The sequence below is a fragment of the Martinezella lusitana genome (assembly GCF_010668395.1).
GTDB classification, from domain to species: Bacteria; Pseudomonadota; Alphaproteobacteria; order Rhizobiales; family Rhizobiaceae; genus Rhizobium; species Rhizobium lusitanum_A.
The window spans coordinates 354,552-374,815 of sequence record NZ_WUEY01000004.1; the positions used below are offsets into that span (position 1 = coordinate 354,552).

Here is a 20,264-nt window from a genome sequence, read left to right on the forward strand (position 1 = left end):
AGACCCGAACGCCTATTTCAGGGCGGCGATCAGGGCCTTCAGTTCGTTTTCGATGGTCGGGCGGATATCCGCACGCGCCAGCGAGAAGGCCACGTTGGCAAGGATAAAGCCATCCTTTGCACCACAGTCGAAGGTCTGGCCTTCAAAGTGATAGCCTGCGAAATCCTGCGTCTGCGCCAGCTTCAACATGCCGTCCGTCAGCTGGATCTCGTTGCCGGCGCCGCGTTCCTGGCTCTCCAGGATACGGAAGATTTCCGGCTGCAGGATATAGCGGCCGTTGATGAAGAAGTTGGACGGAGCCGTACCCTTGGCCGGCTTTTCGACCATTTCCGTGATGCGGAAGCCGTTGCCGATCGTCTCGCCGACGCCGACGATGCCGTATTTATGGGTCTGATCGGGGCTGCATTCCTCGACGGCGATGACGTTGCCGCCACTATGCTCGTAAAGCTCGATCATGCCCTTCATGCAGCCCTTTTCGGCGCGCATGACCATGTCCGGCAGCAACAGCGCGAACGGCTCGTCGCCGACGATCTCGCGGGCGCACCAGACGGCATGGCCGAGGCCGAGCGGCTCCTGCTGGCGCGTGAAGCTCGCCGTGCCGGCTTTCGGCAGCAGGCCGTTCAGCAACGACAGTTCGGCGTTCTTGTTGCGCTGGCGCAGCGTGTGCTCGAGCTCGAACTGAATGTCGAAATAATCTTCGATGACGTGCTTGCTGCGGCCCGTCACGAATACGAAATGTTCGATGCCGGCTTCCATCGCCTCGTCGACGACATACTGGATCACCGGCTTGTCCACGACGGTCAGCATTTCCTTCGGCACCGCCTTGGTCGCAGGCAAGAACCGCGTCCCGAGTCCAGCGACAGGAAATACTGCCTTACGAACCTTCTTATGTTGTCCCACTCATACCTCCTGGGCATTAAATCGCTTGGCGCCAAGCCATTCTAAAGGTCAGTAGATTAAATTTGCTACTGTTTTGCAAATAATGACTGACCCGGACTTCCATGGTAAAGAATTTGTTGACTTCGTTCGTTTAGCGTCACGCTTGGGCGAATGCCATGCGCATCCGCCGCACCGAAATCCAACGATTGATGGACAAGGCTGTAGATGACCGTAAACCGCAAAAACTCCCTTCGTGGTCTCGCTCTGGCGCTCGCGCTCGGCGCCTTCGCGGGATTCCTTCCCGTTAACGCCAATGCTGACCCAGGGTTCCAGAAATGGATCGCGGGCTTCTACGCTACCGCCGCCAAAAGCGGCATTACGCAGTCGACCTATCGCGATGCATTTGCAGGTGTGACGGACCCCGACCCCACGGTCCTCGAAAAGGCGCAATACCAACCGGAATTCAAGTCCCAAATCTGGGATTACCTGGACTCCCGTGTCAATCCCTATACCATTGATATTGGCCGTAAGATGGCGGTCAAATACGCATCCACGCTGCGCACCCTCGAACAGCGCTTCGGCGTCGACCGAAATATCATGCTGGCAATCTGGTCGATGGAGTCGAATTACGGCGCCGTTCTGGCCAAGAACGACCGGCTGCATTACGTGCCCCGCGCCCTGGCGACACTCGCCTATGCCGACCCGAAGCGGGGCAGCTACGCCAGGAAGCAGCTCATTGCCGCGCTGAAAATCCTGCAAAGCGGCGATATTTCGCGCAAGGAACTGAACGGCTCCTGGGCTGGCGCCATGGGCCACACGCAATTCATCCCGACCAGCTACCTGCTCTATGCGGTCGACGCCGACGGCAGCGGCCATGCCGATATCTGGAACTCCATTCCGGACGCCCTGGCGACGACGGCCAATCTGCTGGCCAAGAACGGCTGGGATACCGGACGCACCTGGGGCTATGAAGTCGTCGTCCCGCCGGGTGGCAGCGCTCAGGCCGGCAAGACCCATACGATCGCCCAATGGGCGGCCCTCGGCTTCGCGCGGCCGAACGGCAAGGGTTTCCGCCTGATGTCCGACCGTGCGCAGCTGAAGATGCCCGGCGGCCCGGACGGCCCCGGCTTCCTGATGACCGGCAACTTCTTCACCGTCAAGCGCTACAACGCCTCCGACAGCTATGCCCTGGCTGTCGGCCTGCTTGCCGACCAGATCGCTGGCTATGGCGGTATGCAGCAAACCTGGCCGCGCCCCAGCGGCACGCTCGACGTCAAGCAGAAATTCGAACTGCAGACGCGGCTGAAGGAGCTCGGCTATTATGACGGCGTCGTCGACGGCAACTTCGGATCGGGTTCGAAGGCTGCGATATCGGCCGTTCAGGAACGCATGGGCATGGATGCGGATGGCGAGCCGTCGATGAGCCTGCTGAAGGCCTTGCGCAAGTAAGCCGCCATCCAGCAAATCCGCGGTCGCTGGCGGAGAAGCCGTCCTTGTGCGACCATGGATGCGTGAGCGGAAAAGAAGCTATGATAAAACCACCTGTCCGCGCGACCATGGCAACCGCAAAGTTCATTCTCACGGCATTCCTTGCTGCCGTCATGGCACTTGCCTGCCTTCCGAAAATGGCGGAAGCGCAGGAACGGCGCAGGACGTTGCTCGACATGCTGTTCGGCAACCCCGAGCCCGATTATCCCGACCAGCCGGCCGAGCAGCCGCCGCCGCGACGCAAGGTGCAGCCGAAAAAGCGGCCGACGCCACCGCCTCGCCAGCCGGTGGCCCAGCCGGAGACGCCGCCGCCGACCGAAAAGCTCCCCGATGCCAGGACAATCCTGGTCGTTGGCGACTTCATGGCAAGCGGCCTGGCAACCGGATTGGAGGATGCCTTCTCCACCTCCCCCGGCGTCGTCGTCCAGGCGCGCGGCAATGTCGCCTCCGGCCTCGTTCGGCAGGATTATTACAACTGGCCGCAGCAGCTGCCTGGCATGATGGACCAGCTGAAGCCGGCCATGGTCGTCGTGATGATCGGAGCCAATGACCGTCAGCAGATGATCGGTGACGGGCTGAACGAGAAATACGGCACCGATCCGTGGTTCCTCGCCTACGAGGAGCGCGTGCAGCAATTTGCCAAGCTCGTGACGAGCCGCCACATCCCGCTGCTCTGGGTGGGGCTACCGTCATTCGGGTCGGACCAGCTGACGGCCAGCGCCGTCAAGCTCAATCAGATCTATCAAAGCCAGATGACCAGCGTCGGCGGCGAATTCATCGACATCTGGGATGGCTTCACGGATCAGGGCGGCGAGTTCATCGTGACCGGTTCCGATATCAACGGCCAGCAGGTGCGGTTGAGAACGGCGGACGGGGTCAACTTCACGGCGGCGGGCAAGCGCAAGGTCGCCTTCTATCTGGAGAAGTCGGCGCGACGGATATTGGGCGATCAGGCAAGTCCCGACATCACCCGCCTCGACACCGGCAACCCGCTGCCGGCGCAGCAAGCCAATCTGCCCGCGGCGGAGAGCGAAAAAATCACCCGTACGCAGCCCGTGAGCATTTCCGATCCGGACCTCGATGGCGGCTCGCAACTTCTCGGCGGCGCGCCTGCGCCTGCTGCGACGGCACCGTCGCCGCGCGATCTTCTCGTCGAGAAAGGCCAGATGGACCCCGCACCGGCGGGCCGCGTCGACGACTACCGCCTGCCAGGATCGGTCGCCCGATAGATATGCCGGAGGCGGTTTGACAACGCCGCACGCCGCCAATAGAAGAACAACATGAGCACGAACAGCGCAGATCATATCGATCGTTACCGCACCTGCCTGCAGGCTGTGGTTCCGTGCGCTTTCTCCGGCCGAGGTCTCCGCGTCCAGTCGTGACGGCCGGAGGCGTTGATGCGTCCGGCGGCGGCTGGACGTAAAGCCCTCGCCTCGAAACATCAACGTTGCCCATGGAGAAAGGCACCGTGCTCAATATCTATAACATCAATTCGCTCGTTCACTGGGAAGAGCGTGACATACGGCTGCGCGACGATCTTACCCGGTTCTTTTCGGATGAAGTCCGCAGCTTCCTGCGATCCGTAAACCCCGCCTGGGATGTCCGAAGGGTGGAGGCCCCTGCCCTCATGCCGCGCAACCTCGTTTCGGATGCCTATTCGAACGAGGACATATGGGTGCAGGAACGGCTGTCGGACACCGATGCCGAACTCGTGCTGCGTCCCGAAACGACGCCGTCAACCTATGTCTACATGCAGCATCTTCTCGGAAATCATTCGAGAACGCGTCTGCCCTTGTGCGTCTGGCAAGCGGGAAAATCCTATCGCCGCGAACAGGATCAGCCGACCAAGCATGTGCGGCTCAAGGAATTCTGGCAGCTCGAATTCCAATGCGCCTTCACCGCCGACAGCGGCAACGACTACCACGCCGCCGCCCTGGAACCGGTCCGCAGGATGATCGCTTCGGTGATCCATCTGCCGACAAGGATCGTGCCGTCCGACCGCCTTCCGGCCTATTCCGAGGTCACGATGGATATCGAGGTCGATAACGGCGATAAATGGATGGAGGTCTGCTCGATTTCGAGACGCACGGATTTCCCTGAGCGCTATCGCAGCCAGGCCAGGAAGGGACCGGCGATAGACCACGCTGTCACGGTGCTCGAGATCGCCATCGGGCTCGACCGCTGCATCTACAACTGGAACATCGCGGCGAACAGATAAGCAAAAGGCCGGGTTCATCACGAACCCGGCCTTTCAGATCCTGTTTGGGGCGGCCGTGAGGCTTATCGCGGCAGAACCGTCGAGCCCATCAGCGCCTCGTCGATCGCCCGGGCTGCCTGACGGCCCTCGCGGATCGCCCAGACCACCAGGGACTGACCGCGGCGAATGTCGCCGGCCGTCCAAAGCTTGTCGACCGACGTCTTGTAGTCCTTGTCGTTGGCGACGACGTTGGTCGAGCCGCGGCGGTCGGTGTTCAGCGTCAGCTTGCCGTCGAGTTCCTTCAGCACGCTGTCGGTAAACGGACCGCGGAAGCCGATCGCGATGAAGGCGAGATCGGCGCGGATGACGAATTCCGTTCCGGCGATCGGCTGGCGGCGCTCATCCACTTCGCAGCACTTCACGCCCGTCAGGACACCGTCTTCACCGAGGAATTCGAGCGTCGCGACCTGGAACTCACGAACGGCGCCTTCGGCCTGCGAGGACGAGGTGCGCATCTTCGTCGCCCAGAACGGCCATACGGCGAACTTGTCTTCCTTTTCCGGCGGCTGCGGACGGATGTCGAGCTGGGTGACCTTCACGGCACCCTGCCGGAAGGCCGTGCCGACGCAGTCCGATGCCGTATCGCCGCCGCCGACGACGACGATGTGCTTGCCGCCGGCGAGGATCGGGTCGGCGGGCCACCCGGCGCTGTCGATGTTTTCACGGCCGACACGGCGGTTCTGCTGCACGAGATAGGGCATGGCGTCATGGACGCCCGCCAGTTCGACACCGGGAATGCCGGCCTCGCGCGGCGTTTCCGAGCCGCCGCAATAGAGCACGGCATCATGGTCTGCCAGAAGCTGCTCGATCTTGACATCGACGCCGACATTGACGCCGCAATGGAAGGTCACGCCCTCGCCCTTCATCTGCTCGACGCGGCGATCGATGAAGTTCTTCTCCATCTTGAAGTCCGGAATGCCGTAGCGCAGCAGGCCGCCGGCCTTGCTTTCACGCTCGTAGAGGTGAACCTCATGGCCGGCGCGGCCGAGCTGCTGGGCAGCCGCCATGCCGGCGGGGCCGGAGCCGATGACGGCGACCTTCTTGCCCGTGTGCACCGTTGCCGGCTGCGGGCGGATGAAGCCGAGCTCGTAGGCCTTGTCGGCAATCGCCTGCTCCACGGTCTTGATGGCGACCGGCGCGTCTTCCAGGTTCAGCGTGCAGGCTTCCTCGCAAGGCGCGGGGCAGACGCGGCCGGTGAATTCCGGGAAGTTGTTGGTCGAATGCAGGTTGCGGATCGCCTCTTCCCAGTTGTTGTTGTAGACGAGGTCGTTCCAATCGGGGATCTGGTTGTGCACCGGGCAGCCGGTCGGGCCGTGGCAATAGGGTATGCCACAGTCCATGCAGCGCGCTGCCTGTTTCTGCACTTCCGGGTCCGACATGGGGATCGTGAATTCACGGAAATGCCGGATGCGATCCGACGCCGGCTGATACTTCGCCACCTGCCGGTCGATTTCCAAGAAGCCTGTTACCTTGCCCATGCTTTCGTTTCCTCACTCTAAAAGAGGAGCTCATGGCTCCCGTGCCTGAGGGTCATCCAAGTTTCCCTGTCCGGCACTTTAATTCAAATCCGATTCCGCTGTTCGACAGTCGCGACCGCCATGACGGCGACCGCAGTGCGAGGCGAAACCCTCGACTGGCGTTTGAACCGGGGCGGATTACTCCGCCGCCACGCTCAACCGGCTGCGCTCCATTTCCTCAAGGGCGCGACGGTACTCGACCGGCATGACCTTGCGGAATTTCGGGCGGTAGTCGGCCCAGTGATCGAGGATTTCCTTGGCTCGCGTCGAGCCCGTGTAGTGGAAATGGTTCGAAATCAGCTGGTAGAGGCGCTCCTCGTCGTGACGCGTCATGTCATCCGAGACGTCGACGCGTCCCTTGTGCATGATGTCGCCGCCGTGATGGTGCAGTTTCTCCAGCAGTTCGTCCTCTTCGGGAACCGGTTCCAGCTCCACCATGGCCATGTTGCAGCGACGGGCGAAATCGCCCTTCTCGTCGAGCACATAGGCCACGCCGCCCGACATGCCGGCCGCGAAGTTGCGCCCGGTTTCGCCGAGAACGACGACGACGCCGCCGGTCATGTACTCGCAGCCATGATCGCCCACGCCTTCGACGATGGCGATGGCACCGGAGTTTCTGACCGCGAAGCGCTCGCCCGCGACACCGCGGAAGTAGCACTCGCCCTCGGTCGCGCCGTAGAGCACGGTGTTGCCGACGATGATCGAGTTTTCAGCGACGATCTTCGAATTTTCCGGCGGACGGATGATGATGCGACCACCCGACAGACCCTTGCCGACATAGTCGTTGCCGTCGCCGACAAGGTTGAAGGTTACGCCGCGTGCCAGGAAGGCGCCGAAGGACTGACCGGCGGTGCCCCTCAGGGTGACGTTGATCGTATCGTCCTTCAAGCCGCGATGGCCATAACGCTTGGCAACCGCGCCCGACAGCATGGCGCCGGCCGAACGGTCGACGTTCTTGATGTCGACCTCGAAGGCAACCGGCGTCTTGGAAGACAGGGCCGGCTCGGCCTTCTCGATCAGCTTGCGGTCGAGAATATCGTCGATCGGGTGCTTCTGCAGCTTGGTCCAGTAGGTCTCTTCCTTGGCGGCATCGACCTTGTGGAAGATGCGGCTGAAGTCGAGGCCCTTGGCCTTCCAATGGGCAAGCATCTCGTCCTTTTCCAGAAGCTCGGAAGCGCCGATGATCTCGTCCAGCTTGGAAACGCCCAGCGAAGCGAGGATCTCGCGCACTTCCTCGGCTACGAAGAAGAAGTAGTTGATGACATGCTCCGGCGCACCCTTGAAGCGCTTGCGCAGCACCGGGTCCTGCGTGGCGACGCCAACCGGACAGGTGTTGAGGTGGCACTTGCGCATCATGATGCAGCCGGCAGCGATCAGCGGCGCGGTGGCGAAGCCGAACTCGTCGGCACCGAGCAGCGCGCCGATGATGACGTCGCGGCCGGTCTTCAGGCCGCCGTCCACCTGCAGGGCGATGCGCGAGCGCAGCCCGTTCAGCACCAGCGTCTGCTGGGTTTCGGCAAGGCCGATCTCCCAAGGCGAGCCGGCATGCTTCAGCGAAGTCAGCGGCGAAGCGCCGGTGCCGCCGTCATAGCCGGAGACGGTGATGTGGTCGGCGCGCGCCTTGGCGACGCCGGCGGCAACCGTGCCGACGCCGACTTCCGAGACGAGCTTGACCGACACATCCGAGGTCGGGTTGACGTTCTTCAGGTCGAAGATCAGCTGCGCCAGGTCTTCGATCGAATAGATGTCATGGTGCGGCGGCGGCGAAATCAGGCCGACGCCCGGCGTCGAATGCCGGGTCTTGGCGACCGTGGCATCGACCTTGTGGCCGGGCAGCTGGCCGCCCTCGCCGGGCTTGGCGCCCTGCGCCACCTTGATCTGCAGCACGTCGGCGTTGACCAGATATTCGGTCGTCACGCCGAAGCGGCCGGAGGCGATCTGCTTGATGGCGGAGCGTTCCGGGTTCGGCGAGCCGTCGAAGAGCGGCATATAGCGATCGGCTTCCTCGCCGCCCTCGCCGGTGTTCGACTTGCCGCCGATCCGGTTCATGGCGATTGCCAGCGTCGTATGCGCCTCGCGGCTGATGGAGCCGAAGGACATGGCGCCGGTCGAGAAGCGCTTGACGATATCGGCAGCCGGTTCGACCTCGTCGATCGAGATCGGCTTGCGGCCGAGCGCTTCCGCACCCTTGATGGTGAAGAGACCGCGGATGGTGTTCATCCGAAGCGCCGACTCGTTGACCATTTCGGAGAACTCGCGATAGCGGTCCTCGGCATTGCCGCGCACGGCATGCTGCAGGGCAGCCACGGCATCCGGCGTCCAGGCGTGGCTTTCGCCGCGCATGCGGTAGGCATATTCGCCACCGATGTCGAGCGTGCTCGCCAGCAGCGGATCGCGGCCGAACGCAGACTTGTGACGGGCGACGGTTTCCTCGGCGATCGTATCGAGGCCGATGCCCTCGATCATGGTTGCCGTACCGAAGAAATACTTGTCGACCAGCTCCTGCTGCAGGCCGATCGCATCGAAGATCTGCGCGCCGCAATAGGATTGATAGGTCGAAATGCCCATCTTCGACATGACCTTGAGGATGCCTTTGCCGACCGCCTTGATGTAGCGGTAGACGACTTCGGTCGCATCCACTTCCTTCGGGAATTCGCCGCGCTGATGCATGTCGAGCAGCGTGTCGAAGGCGAGATAGGGGTTGATCGCTTCGGCACCGTAGCCGGCCAGCAGGCAGAAATGATGCACTTCGCGCGGCTCGCCGGTTTCGACGACGAGACCGACCGAGGTGCGCAGCCCCTTGCGGATCAGGTGGTGGTGCACGGCGGCGGTCGCCAGCAGCGCCGGGATGGCGATGCGGTCCGGCCCAATCTGGCGGTCGGAGAGCACGATGATGTTGTAGCCGCCGCGAACGGCCGCTTCCGCCCGTTCGCAGAGGCGGTCGAGCATCTCCGGCATGCCTTCGGCACCCCGTTCGACATCATAGGTGAAGTCGAGCGTCTTGGTGTCGAAACGGTCCTCCGTGTGACCGATGGAGCGGATCTTTTCGAGATCGCCGTTGGTCAGGATCGGCTGGCGCACTTCCAGGCGCTTGGCGTTGGCCATGCCGGTATGGTCGAGCAGGTTCGGGCGCGGGCCGATGAACGACACGAGGCTCATGACGAGCTCCTCGCGGATCGGGTCGATCGGCGGGTTCGTCACCTGAGCGAAGTTCTGCTTGAAGTAGGTGTAGAGCAGCTTCGCCTTGTCGGACATGGCCGAGATCGGCGTATCCGTGCCCATGGAGCCGACGGCTTCCTGCCCTGTCGTCGCCATCGGCGACATCAGCAGCTTCGTGTCTTCCGTGGTGTAGCCGAAGGCCTGCTGGCGATCGAGCAGCGACACGTCGCGGCGCAGCGCCCGCGGCTCTACCGGCTTCAGGTCTTCGAGGATCAGCTGCGTGCGCTTCAGCCAGCTCTGGTAGGGATGCTTGGTGGCAAGCTCCGACTTCACCTCGTCGTCGGAGATGATGCGGCCCTTCTCCATGTCGATCAGCAGCATCTTACCGGGCTGCAGACGCCACTTCTGGATGATCTTCTCTTCCTCGACCGGCAGAACGCCGGCTTCGGACGCCATGATGATGCGATCGTCATTGGTAACGAGGTAGCGGGCCGGACGCAGGCCGTTGCGGTCGAGCGTCGCGCCGATCTGCTTGCCGTCGGTGAAGGCGACGGCGGCCGGGCCATCCCATGGCTCCATCAAGGCAGCATGATACTCGTAGAATGCCTTGCGCTCGGCAGCCATCAGCTGGTTGCCGGCCCATGCTTCAGGGATCAGCATCATCATGGCATGCGCCATGGAATAGCCGCCGCGCACGAGGAATTCGAGCGCGTTGTCGAAACAGGCCGTGTCCGACTGTCCTTCATAGGAGATCGGCCAGAGCTTGGAGATGTCCTCGCCGAACAGCGGTGAGGATACCGATGCCTGGCGCGCGGCCATCCAGTTGACGTTGCCGCGCAGCGTGTTGATTTCACCGTTATGGGCGACCATGCGATAAGGGTGCGCCAGCTTCCACGACGGGAAGGTGTTGGTCGAGAAACGCTGGTGCACCAGGGCAACCGCCGTCTCGAAGCGCGGATCGGAGAGGTCCTTATAATAGGCGCCCACCTGATAGGCGAGGAACATGCCCTTGTAGACGATGGTCGAGCTCGACAGCGATACAGGGTAGAAGTTGCTCTCCTCGCCCTCGTATTCGGCATAGATGCGGTTGGAGATCACCTTGCGCAGGGTAAAGAGGCGACGCTCGAACTCCTCGTTGGTGCCGGCATCGCGGCCGGCGCCGATGAAGACCTGCACATGATGCGGCTCGGTGGCAGCGATGTCGGGAGCCTTCGACAGCGACGAGTTGTCGACCGGCACGTCGCGGAAACCGAGCAGCACCTGGCCTTCTTCGGCAACGACCTGCTTGATAGCCGCCTTGAAGTGCTCGATCAGAGCCTCGTCGCGTGGCAGGAAGCAATGGCCGACGCCATATTCGCCCGCCTTCGGCAGGATGACGCCCTGCTTGGCCATCTCCTCGCGGAAGAAACGGTCCGGGATCTGCACGAGAATGCCCGCGCCGTCGCCCATCAGCGGATCAGCGCCGACGGCACCGCGATGCGTCAGGTTTTCGAGAATGAACAGGCCGTCGCGCACGATCTGATGCGACTTCTGGCCCTTCATGTGCGCGACGAAGCCGACGCCGCAGGCATCGTGCTCGTTGCGCGGATCGTAGAGGCCCTGCTTCGGCGGGATGCCAACAGCGCGTTTCGACGTTTTGGCCGTGGCAGCTGCATTGGCGGCTGCGGTCTGGTCAAAACTCGTGAACGTCGTCCTGTTCGTCATGGTCTTCCCTCCGGTAAGGCCCGCGTCGCGGGCGATCCTTCGTCTCGCGCGGTCCGTTTCCGGATCCGACGCGCGACAGCGCTGTTGCATTGTGAAGATCCGGCCGCGAACCGTGGCCCCGTGAGTGGAGCCCGTCGTCAGCGTTCCGCGCCTTGCTATTCCACCGCCGCAGTACCCACCGCCCGAAAGGCTTGAAAGGGCATGCTCTCGACGACTATAGCTCGAAATCCCGACATCGTCAGGACCCTGGGGGCACATCTTCGGCCTCGGCGGCCAAAATAGGACAGCAACCCTGTCCTAATTCATCAGCTCTATGCCAGAAAGCTCACGTCTTCGCAAGAGCAAAACGGCAAAAATTCGTCAACGAAAGACGGAAGATTGCCCATGTTGCATAAATCGAGCAATAAAGTTTCGCTGCGGCGCATCATTTTATTTGTTGATTGCGTAGATCAATTTCTGTGATGCATTCTTCAAGTTCATGCTCTTGATAGGTTTTTGCATTGGCGTAATGTCCGCCCGACCCTATTTAACCTAGCCGTAATTCAATCCTTCAACTGGTGCATTTCCATGTTCTTTGCTTCCGATAACTGGGCCGGCGCCCACACCAAGATCGCTGAACGTCTCCTTGCCGAATCCGGTGGCTTTGCCACCGCATACGGCTCGAGCGACCTGGATCAGAAGATCGAGGCCAAATTCGCCGAGGTCTTCGAGCGCGACGTCGCCGTTTTCTTCGTCGCAACCGGCTCCGCCGCCAATTCGCTGTCGCTTGCCAGCGTCCAGAAGCCGGGCGGCATCACGTTCTGCCACAGCGAGGCGCATGTGGCCGAAGACGAATGCGGTTCGCCGGATTTCTTCAGCAACGCGCGGCTGGCAACGGTCAAGGGCGCGGCCGGCAAGATCGACCCGCAGGCGCTCGCCGCAAAAATTGCCCGCTTCCCCCAGGACGCCGTGCACCACGGTCGCGCCGCCGCCGTGACGATCACGCAGGCGACGGAAATCGGCACGGTCTATTCGCTCGACGAGATCGATGCGGTCGCCTCCGTCGCCAAGGCGAACGGCCTGCCGCTGCACATGGACGGCGCACGCTTCGCCAACGCCCTGGTCGCTCTCGGCGCCAGCCCCGCCGACATGACATGGAAGCGCGGTGTCGACATCCTCTCCTTCGGCGGCACCAAGAACGGCTGCTGGTGCGCCGAGGCGATCGTCTTCTTCAATCCGGAGCAGGCAAAGGAGATGCCTTTCATCCGCAAGCGCGCCGCCCAGCTCTTCTCCAAGTCGCGCTTCATCGCCGCGCAGTTCGATGGCTATTTCCAGGATGGCCTCTGGCTCGATCTGGCCCGCCACTCCAACGGCATGGCCGATCGCCTGCGCGCCGGCATCGAAAAGGCGCCGGGCGCCCACCTCGCCTGGCCGACAGTCTCCAACGAGGTTTTCGCGATCATACCGAAATCCTCGGCCAAGACCGCCGAGGACAAGGGCGCGAAGTTCTACGAATGGCCGATCCCGGAATCGCAGCCGGATCTGGTCGGCGATGACCAGACGCTGATCCGTCTCGTCACCAGCTTCGCCACGACCGAGGCCGATGTCGCGAACTTCCTCGCCTGCCTGGGCTGACACGCACGAAGAGAGCGCCGGAGCCGGCTCGGAGCCGGACGGCGCTCATATAGACGGCAGGCGGACTAATTCTAATTCCGATGGGCGAACATTGCCGAGGTCGACTGGTCGCTGTGGGCGAATGCCGGAGCATGGTGAACGATCACCGTCATGGCCACGACGCAGGCGACAAGTCCGGAAATGAAGATGGCACCATAGGTCATCGGGACGGATATCCTCGCTCAGCTCCCTCGTAACCATCAACGATAGCAGCCAAAGCTGACTTCGACCTGAACCGGTGCAATGAGAAGGCGGGACGCGCAAAGATAGAAAATCCAGCCGGCAGAAGATCTCCCGATGGGAGGCCAATCGCATCGATAGGATCGGAAACGGTTTGTCGGGCCCGGCAAGCCCGAGCGTTGTCAGGTCGATCTCGGCCCCCTGACCTTTGCCAGAATATCCTCCGAGAGCGCTTCAACCAGAAGCCGGTCCGCCCCCTTACGGGGCACGAGCACGAATTCCACATCCTCGAGAGTAGGCAGCCAGCCCGGCCCGATCTCCATCAGGCCGGCGGGCGCCATGCTCCGGGGCTGGACGAGGACGCCCATGCCGGCGCGCGCCGCCGCCGTCAGGCCGCTGAGGCTGCCGCAGGTGCAGACGATCCGCCATGGCATCTGCTGCCGGCGCAGCGCCTCCAGCGCCACCGCACGCGTAACGCTCGGCGTGGGAAAGGCAATCAGCGGCAGAGGAGCCGCGAGCTTGCGAATGCGATCCGGATCGCGCGCCAGCCACACCAGCGGCTCGCGATAGACGAGCTTGCCCCTGACATCCCCGAGCCGGCGCTTCGCCAGCACGAGATCGAGATCGCCATTGTCCTGCATTTCATAAAGCGTGCCGCTGAGAGCGACCGTCAGCTCGAGATCGACGGACGGATGCGAACGGACGAAGTCTTCCAGAACGTCAGGGAGCTGGCTGGTGACGAAGTCCTCGGAAACGCCGAGCCGAAGGCTGCCGCGCAGGCTGTTGCCGGCAAAAAGCTGCCGCACATCGCCTTCGATCGACAGCATCTGGCGCGCATGGCCGAGCAAGGCCTCGCCGTCGCCGGTCAGGACCACGCGATGCGTGTCGCGCGCCAGCAGCTTGCGCCCGAGTTCGGTTTCCAGCCGCTGTATGTGCTGGCTGACGGTCGATTGCCCAAGACCGAGACGCTCCGCCGCCAGCGTGAAGCTGCCCATCTGCTCGACGGCGACGAAGCTGCGCAACTGTGTGAGATCCAGCATGGATTATCCTGTATCGCGATAACTGTTATTTCTTGCATCGTGGATCACGATAGGTCTATCTGCAAGGATTAATCCTGCGACTTGTAACTGCGATTGGGGTAGGCACGATGCGCCGCTTTCTTCCAGACACCTTCACCATGCTGCTGGTGCTCACCGTTCTGACGGCATCCTTCTTTCCCGTGCAGGGAATGAGCGCCAAGTATTTCGGCATTGCCACCAATTTTGCCATCGGTCTGCTGTTCTTCCTGCATGGCGCGCGCCTGTCGCGCGATGTGGTCATCGCCGGCATGCTGCACTGGCGGCTGCACCTCGTCATTTTGCTGACGACCTTCGGCATCTTCCCGCTGCTGGTGCTGGCCATGGGCCATATCGTTCCGAACAGCATCCTGCCCGTGTCGCTCTATACGGGCATGCTGTTCCTGAGCGTGCTGCCCTCGACCGTGCAGTCCTCCATCGCCTTCACCTCCATCGCCGGCGGCAACGTGCCGGCCGCGATCTGCTCGGCGTCGGCCTCGAATATCTTCGGCATGTTTCTGACACCGCTGCTCGTCGGCGTGCTGTTCTCCGTCGGCGGCCAGGGCGGCTTTTCCTGGGATGTCCTGTGGCAGATCATGCTGCAGCTGCTCGCCCCCTTCATCGCCGGCCAGTTGCTGCAGCCATGGATCGGTAACTGGATCCGCTCCAAGAAGAAGATCCTGATGCCGGTCGATCGCGGCTCGATCCTGATGGTCGTCTATTCGGCCTTCAGCGAAGCCGTGGTCGAAGGGCTGTGGCACACCTTCTCGGTGCTTGACATCGCTACCGTCATCGTTGCCAACATGGTGCTTCTTGCGATGGTGATCTGCATCACCATGTTCGGCAGCCGCGCACTCGGCTTTTCGAAGGCCGACGAGATCACCATCACCTTCTGCGGCTCGAAGAAATCTCTGGCGAGCGGCGTGCCGATGGCCAATGTCATCTTCGCCGGCCAGGGTATCGGCGCCATCGTGCTGCCGCTCATGCTGTTCCACCAGATTCAGCTGATGACCTGCGCGGTCCTTGCGCAGAAATACGCCGATGCGGCCAAGCGCCGGGAAGCGGCAAAGGCCGGGGCAAAGTCGGCTGAAGCGACGCACGCCGCCTGAGAATTCCAAAAGATTCCAAAGTATGAGCCAAAACAAAAGCGGCGCCCGAATGGGCGCCGCTTCTCGTTTGACCTTGGGAGGATCAATGCCGATGGCGGTATGGGACCGCCGTCGGCCGCATGTCTTAGTTTATGTGTGCCTCGATGGCCTTCGGGGTTTCCACGGGCTCGGCCTCAATGGAGATGCGGCGCGGCTTCATGGCTTCGGGAATGTTGCGCAACAGATCGATGTGCAGCAAACCATTCTTCAGCGAAGCAGCCTGGACCTCGACATGATCGGCGAGCTGGAAACGGCGCTCGAAGGCGCGCTTGGCGATACCGCGATAGAGATATTCGCTGGTTTCAGCCGGCTCCTCGCTCTTTTCGCCCTTGACGTGAAGCACATGGGCGTGGGCCTCGATGCTCAGTTCCTTTTCGTCGAAACCGGCAACGGCCATGGTGATGCGATAGGTGTTTTCACCGGTACGCTCGATATTGTAGGGCGGATAGGTCTGGGCCTGATCCGGCTGGCCAAGGCTGTCGAGCATGGTGAACAGACGGTCGAAACCGACGGTGGAACGGTAAAGGGGAGAGAAGTCTACGTGGCGCATGGAGTCCTCCTGTGAGCGACAATTGCGATTTCAAGGTTTGTCCCATGACCCCACTCCGGGCGGCCTCGGGACGGTTTCGCAGGCCCGTTTGGCACCTGCAGACTGGAAATGGGGATCGCTTTTCCGGAGTTCAAGACCCCTGTGCAGCTGCGCGTATCCTGCGGAAAAGCATTGCGTGAACCGCAGATGAACGGTTGGTTCGGAACCTGTTCAGGCTGGCGGGCGTATCACTGAATCATCGGAACACCATCATCCGATGACTGAAGTGTATCGTCCCTTCTTCTTCAGTCCTTGCTCGGCCGGCGAAGCGGATTTCTCTATTCCGCGAGCCGGCCTTTTTTCTTTCCGGCCTCAGCGCAGCAGCTTCAGCGAGCCCGTCAGCGATTTCACCCATTTCGATGGACCCGCTATTCCCAGACCGTCGATGGCTTCCTCGGAAAGATCGCGGCCGGGAAATGTGGCCTCATATTCCCTGTAGTCGTGCAGAGACCGTGCGAAGGCCGGAAAGGCAACGACCGCCCGCTCTCCCTGTTGAGGCAGCGCCTTCAGCAACAGCGATCGGATGGCATCGGCATCGGCCTGCAGCATCGGCACCGGCATGTTCGAGCTGATGTCGATCGCACGCTGTTGCCTGTCGACCAATTGCCTTGCCGCAAGTGCTGGAAATCGCGCCCCCAGCCCTATCGCGATGGCGCCGGCAGTATTGGCGATCAGCCCCAGCGGCAAATCCGGATTGATGATGATGGCGAGACGAATGTCGGGGAGCATGGGAAACCTTTTGCTGTTGTCGACGCTGGCCCGCAGAATATCTCCAACATCGGGGAAGTTCCTGCCTTTCATTGCTGAAAATCGATGATAGAAGGTAGATGCTACCTTAATATACTGGCATTGGGGTCACATATGCCTTCCACACTCGAACCTATCGACCTGAGAATCCTCGAGGCGCTCCAGAAGGACGGACGCCTGACCAATCAGGCGCTTTCGTCCGAAGTCGGGCTTTCCACCTCGCCATGCTGGCGGCGCGTGCGGCAACTGGAGGAAACCGCGGTCATCCAGGGCTATACGGCAACGCTGGACAGGCGCCAGATCGGCCTCGGCGTCCTCGCCTTCATCAGGGTGAAGATCGACAGCCACAGCGAAGCCGAAGCCGAGGAGTTCTCGCGCGACGTCCTGAAGCTGAGCGAAGTCGTGGCGTGCTACAGCATCGCCGGGGACGCGGATTTCCTATTGCAGGTCGTTGCCGCCGACCTCGACAGCTATGCGGATTTCGCCATGGCCGTCGTTCGCCGTCTGCCGCGCATCAAGGAGATGCAGACAACCTTCGTGCTCAAGGAGATCAAGCCATTCAAGGGCTTTCCGCTTGACGTCGGGCAGCGATGACGGCGCAGGACTTGGAATGCCGTCTTCAGTGGTCGACACTTGGTTGCCGTGCAGTCGACACTTGGTTGCCGTGCAAATGCCTCCGCCCCTTTACGTTTGGATCGCAGGCATCCTATTCTGCGAAAATGGCAGCCCAGTCGGGGTATTGAATGTCGGCGCTCCCTTTCTCGAAGATTTCCGCATCGCTGAACGCGCTGCTCGCCGCAATCGGTCTGTTGACTGTGGCCGCGCTTACGACACCGGACATATCCGGACAGACCAGGCTCATCCTGGAAGTCCTGCTTGCTGGTGTCTGGGCTGCCTATGTTCTGCAACTGATCGAGACGCTGATCATGCAGCGCAAGAGAGACGTTCGCGGCCGGGCGCTGGAAATCGCCGTCGACGTGCTTGCGGTTTTGGTCCCCGTGGCCGCATTCCTTTTCATCCGCGGACGTGACCAGAGCCTCTATTGCGCCATCTGGCTCTTGAAGCCATTGCGCGGCTCGACCTTCTTCCGCCTGCTGGGCAGGGTCCTGAGCAAGGAAGCGCGCAACCTGATCGGCGTCACCTCGATCTTCGGCCTCGTTCTGTTCAGTGCGGCGCTCGCGGCCTACATCATCGAGCGCGATGCCCAGCCTGACAAATTCGGCAGTATCCCCCTCGCGATGTGGTGGGCGGTGGTCACGCTATCCACGACAGGCTATGGCGACGAGATCCCGCAAAGCTTCGCCGGCCGCATCCTTGCCGGGCTGGTCATGATGAGCGGAATCGGCATCTTCGCGCTATGGGCGGGTATCCTTGCCACCGGCTTCTACGAAGAAGTCCGCCGGCAGGATTTCGTGCGCAATTGGCAGCTGGTGGCAGCGGTGCCGCTCTTCCAGAAGCTCGGGTCGGGCGCACTCATCGAAATCGTGCGGGCGCTGAGACCTCGTGTCGTACCGGCCGGCGCAGTAATCTGCCGCAAGGGCGATACGGGCGATCAGATGTTCTTCATCGTCGAAGGCCGTGTCAGCGTCGCCACACCGAACCCCGTGGAGCTCGGCTCCGGCAGCTTCTTCGGCGAGATGGCGCTCATCAGCGGCGAGCCCCGCTCGGCGACCGTCAGCGCCGTGACCGAAGTCTCGCTGCTGTCGCTCTATTCGTCGGATTTCCAGATGCTGTCCAGCAGCAGCCCGGAAATCGCCGAGATCATCCGCAAAACCGCACTCGAGCGACGCGGAACAACCACGAAAGCCTGATATTGGCGACGTCGTGGCAAGGCGCGGTCGAAAGCGTCACAGGCGCCGGCGCTGCCGTCGGAGAGGCCGATGGGGGGATGCCGGCACCAAGGATTCAGCCAAAGGGGACCGCCAACAAATCTGTTGCAATTCCGTCCACCTGCGCTATCCCCTTGAGGTGGGCCATTTGTCAGCGAGGCGCGACATCGCCATGGATTCGATCCTCTATTCCAAGGCAGACAATCCGGTGCCGGAGAACCGCACCGAGGGGTTCTTCGAGAGCTTCGACGGGCGCAAGCTGCGCTACGCCATTTTCCGTTGCGAGCAGCCGGTCGCGAGAGGCACCGTGGTTTTGCTGCAGGGCCGCAACGAGTTCATCGAGAAATATTTCGAGACGATCCGCGATCTCACCGCCAAGGGCCTGTGGGTCGCGACCTTCGACCTCCGCGGCCAGGGCGGATCGGAGCGGCTGCTGAAGGATCCCCTGCGCGGCCATATCAGCCGATTTTCGGATTATGAGCGCGACCTGACCGTATTCCTCGACAAGATCGTCCTGCCCGATACCCGCCTGCCCTTCTTTCTCCTCGCCCATTCGACGGGCGCGCTGATCGCCATGTCGGCAGCCCCTGGGCTTGCAACCCGCATCGACCGCATGGTGCTGTCGGCACCCTTTATCGGCCTCACGGGTCATGGTGCCTCGCCGGGCCTCATCCGCTTTGTCTCCGGCACCGTCAGCGGCATCGGCCTTGGCCGGATGCAATTCAGCAAGAAGTTCAAGGAAAAACCCTTTGCCGACAATCCGTTGACGACGGACGAGCAGCGCTATCGACGCAATATCGGCATCGGCACGACCTTTCCGCAGCTCTGCCTGGGGCCGCCGACGGCACGCTGGCTGTCGCAAGCCCTGCGGGCGATCGAGCGCGTCAACAGGCCGGAACATCTGTTTTCGATCCCCATCCCGACCGTTCTGATCGCGCCGACGCGGGACGGCGTCGTGCCCTATGCCGATCAAGAGCGCCTGTCGCGCTATTTCCGCGCCGCGCAGCTCGTGCCGATCCACGGCGCCAAGCATGAAATCCTGCAGGAGCGCGATATCTACCGCAACCAGGCCCTCGCCGCGATCCACGCCTTCATCCCCGGCAGCGATACGGAAATCAATGCCTACGAGATAGAAGCGGAAGCGTGACGCTGAAGCAGCTCGCTATTCCTGGAAGCGCCCGGAGCAATTCCAGGAACAGTGCATAGCGGCTTTCCGTCCGGAATTGCGCGAACGCAAAAGAACGGAACGTTTTCGCGAATCAGGGAAAAGCGGAGGCTCTAGCGGGAGAGGATGGCCAGAGCCTGTTCATAAACGGCTCGGCTGCCTGCGGCGATGATCGTTCCGCCCATTTCCGGCCGGCCGCCATCCCAGGTGGTCATGATGCCGCCAGCCTGCTCGACGACCGGAATGATGCCGCCGACATCATAGGGCTTCAGCGAATTCTCGATGACGAGATCGACGTGGCCGGCCGCAAGCAGCGCGTAGGCATAGCAGTCCGTGCCGTAGCGGAAGAGCCGGACCTGGCTTTCGATCTCGCGATATTTGGCAAGTTCCTCGCCGACGAAGAGATGCGGCGACGTGGTGAACAGGATGGCCTTCGACAGGCTGCCGCAATCGCGCACCTGCAGCCGCCGTTCACCGTCCGGGCCGGAATAGGTGGCGCCGTTGCCATCGGCGAAATAGCGCTCGCCGGTGAAAGGCTGGTCGATCAGGCCCATCACGGCACGGCCGTTCGTCTGCAATCCGATCAGGGTTCCCCATACCGGAACACCCGAAATGAAGGCGCGCGTGCCGTCGATCGGGTCGATCACCCAAACGTGCTCGCGATCGAGCCCGACATTGCCGTGCTCCTCTCCCAGAATGCCGTGATCGGGAAATTCGGCTTCGATCAGCGCGCGAATCGCCTCTTCGGCAGCGCGATCCCCTTCCGTCACCGGATCGAAGCCCCTGGCTTCCTTGTTGACCACATCGACGCCGGCGCGGAAGCGCGGCAGGGTTTCGGCCTTGGCCGCCTCGGCCAGACGATAGAAGAACGAACGATCGGGAAGCATGGTCAAT

The 20,264-nt window shown here is 62.1% G+C and carries 16 protein-coding genes; 8 read left to right on the forward strand and 8 right to left on the reverse strand.

Annotated features, from left to right (window positions below; all coding sequences use genetic code 11):
• Window positions 1-12: 12 nt before the first annotated feature.
• On the reverse strand, window positions 13-900 hold the full coding sequence (gene galU, locus GR212_RS11790) for a UTP--glucose-1-phosphate uridylyltransferase GalU (protein ID WP_163986729.1): 888 nt from the start codon (window positions 898-900) through the stop codon (window positions 13-15).
• Window positions 901-1,104: 204 nt separating this feature from the next.
• Between galU and GR212_RS11795 the strand changes: the two genes are divergently transcribed.
• From GR212_RS11795 to GR212_RS11805, 3 genes are all read left to right on the forward strand, one after another.
• Window positions 1,105-2,328, forward strand: a complete 1,224-nt coding sequence (locus tag GR212_RS11795; RefSeq protein ID WP_163986731.1) for a lytic murein transglycosylase — start codon at window positions 1,105-1,107, stop codon at window positions 2,326-2,328.
• An 80-nt stretch (window positions 2,329-2,408) separates the two neighbouring features.
• The gene (locus tag GR212_RS11800) at window positions 2,409-3,596 is read left to right on the forward strand and encodes an SGNH/GDSL hydrolase family protein (RefSeq protein WP_163986733.1); all 1,188 of its coding nucleotides are present in this window, start codon (window positions 2,409-2,411) and stop codon (window positions 3,594-3,596) included.
• A 239-nt stretch (window positions 3,597-3,835) separates the two neighbouring features.
• On the forward strand, window positions 3,836-4,585 hold the full coding sequence (locus GR212_RS11805) for an aminoacyl--tRNA ligase-related protein (RefSeq protein WP_163986735.1): 750 nt from the start codon (window positions 3,836-3,838) through the stop codon (window positions 4,583-4,585).
• A gap of 62 nt (window positions 4,586-4,647) precedes the next feature.
• On the opposite strand, the gene GR212_RS11810 is transcribed toward GR212_RS11805, so the two are convergent.
• Complete coding sequence (locus GR212_RS11810; RefSeq protein WP_163986737.1) at window positions 4,648-6,102, reverse strand: glutamate synthase subunit beta; 1,455 nt, start codon at window positions 6,100-6,102, stop codon at window positions 4,648-4,650.
• A gap of 177 nt (window positions 6,103-6,279) precedes the next feature.
• Window positions 6,280-11,004: a glutamate synthase large subunit gene (gene gltB / locus GR212_RS11815; protein WP_163986738.1), complete on the reverse strand. Its 4,725-nt coding sequence runs from the start codon at window positions 11,002-11,004 to the stop codon at window positions 6,280-6,282.
• Window positions 11,005-11,571: 567 nt separating this feature from the next.
• Between gltB and GR212_RS11820 the strand changes: the two genes are divergently transcribed.
• Complete coding sequence (locus GR212_RS11820; RefSeq protein WP_163986739.1) at window positions 11,572-12,618, forward strand: threonine aldolase family protein; 1,047 nt, start codon at window positions 11,572-11,574, stop codon at window positions 12,616-12,618.
• A 71-nt stretch (window positions 12,619-12,689) separates the two neighbouring features.
• On the opposite strand, the gene GR212_RS37520 is transcribed toward GR212_RS11820, so the two are convergent.
• Complete coding sequence (locus GR212_RS37520) at window positions 12,690-12,821, reverse strand: hypothetical protein (protein ID WP_281411022.1); 132 nt, start codon at window positions 12,819-12,821, stop codon at window positions 12,690-12,692.
• Between the two features lie 198 nt (window positions 12,822-13,019).
• On the reverse strand, window positions 13,020-13,877 hold the full coding sequence (locus GR212_RS11825) for a LysR family transcriptional regulator (RefSeq protein WP_163986741.1): 858 nt from the start codon (window positions 13,875-13,877) through the stop codon (window positions 13,020-13,022).
• A 107-nt stretch (window positions 13,878-13,984) separates the two neighbouring features.
• Between GR212_RS11825 and GR212_RS11830 the strand changes: the two genes are divergently transcribed.
• The gene (locus GR212_RS11830; RefSeq protein WP_163986743.1) at window positions 13,985-15,001 is read left to right on the forward strand and encodes a bile acid:sodium symporter family protein; all 1,017 of its coding nucleotides are present in this window, start codon (window positions 13,985-13,987) and stop codon (window positions 14,999-15,001) included.
• A gap of 124 nt (window positions 15,002-15,125) precedes the next feature.
• On the opposite strand, the gene GR212_RS11835 is transcribed toward GR212_RS11830, so the two are convergent.
• Window positions 15,126-15,590: an Hsp20 family protein gene (locus GR212_RS11835; RefSeq protein WP_163986744.1), complete on the reverse strand. Its 465-nt coding sequence runs from the start codon at window positions 15,588-15,590 to the stop codon at window positions 15,126-15,128.
• 351 nt (window positions 15,591-15,941) lie between these two features.
• Window positions 15,942-16,358 (reverse strand): DUF2000 domain-containing protein, encoded by a 417-nt coding sequence (locus tag GR212_RS11840; RefSeq protein WP_163986746.1) that lies wholly within the window; start codon window positions 16,356-16,358, stop codon window positions 15,942-15,944.
• A 132-nt stretch (window positions 16,359-16,490) separates the two neighbouring features.
• Here GR212_RS11840 and GR212_RS11845 point away from each other — a divergent pair, with 132 nt between their 5' ends.
• The 3 genes from GR212_RS11845 (at window position 16,491) to GR212_RS11855 (ending at window position 19,352) form a co-directional block, all read left to right on the forward strand.
• On the forward strand, window positions 16,491-16,970 hold the full coding sequence (locus GR212_RS11845) for an Lrp/AsnC family transcriptional regulator (RefSeq protein WP_163986748.1): 480 nt from the start codon (window positions 16,491-16,493) through the stop codon (window positions 16,968-16,970).
• Between the two features lie 149 nt (window positions 16,971-17,119).
• Entirely contained in the window at window positions 17,120-18,187 is a 1,068-nt protein-coding gene (locus GR212_RS11850; protein ID WP_163986750.1) for a cyclic nucleotide-gated ion channel, read from the forward strand.
• Window positions 18,188-18,377: 190 nt separating this feature from the next.
• A complete protein-coding gene (locus tag GR212_RS11855) occupies window positions 18,378-19,352 on the forward strand; it encodes an alpha/beta fold hydrolase (protein WP_163986945.1) in 975 nt (324 codons plus the stop codon).
• Between the two features lie 131 nt (window positions 19,353-19,483).
• Here GR212_RS11855 and hisN read toward each other — a convergent pair whose 3' ends face one another.
• Window positions 19,484-20,257: a histidinol-phosphatase gene (gene hisN, locus GR212_RS11860; protein WP_163986751.1), complete on the reverse strand. Its 774-nt coding sequence runs from the start codon at window positions 20,255-20,257 to the stop codon at window positions 19,484-19,486.
• Between the last annotated feature and the right edge of the window lie 7 nt (window positions 20,258-20,264).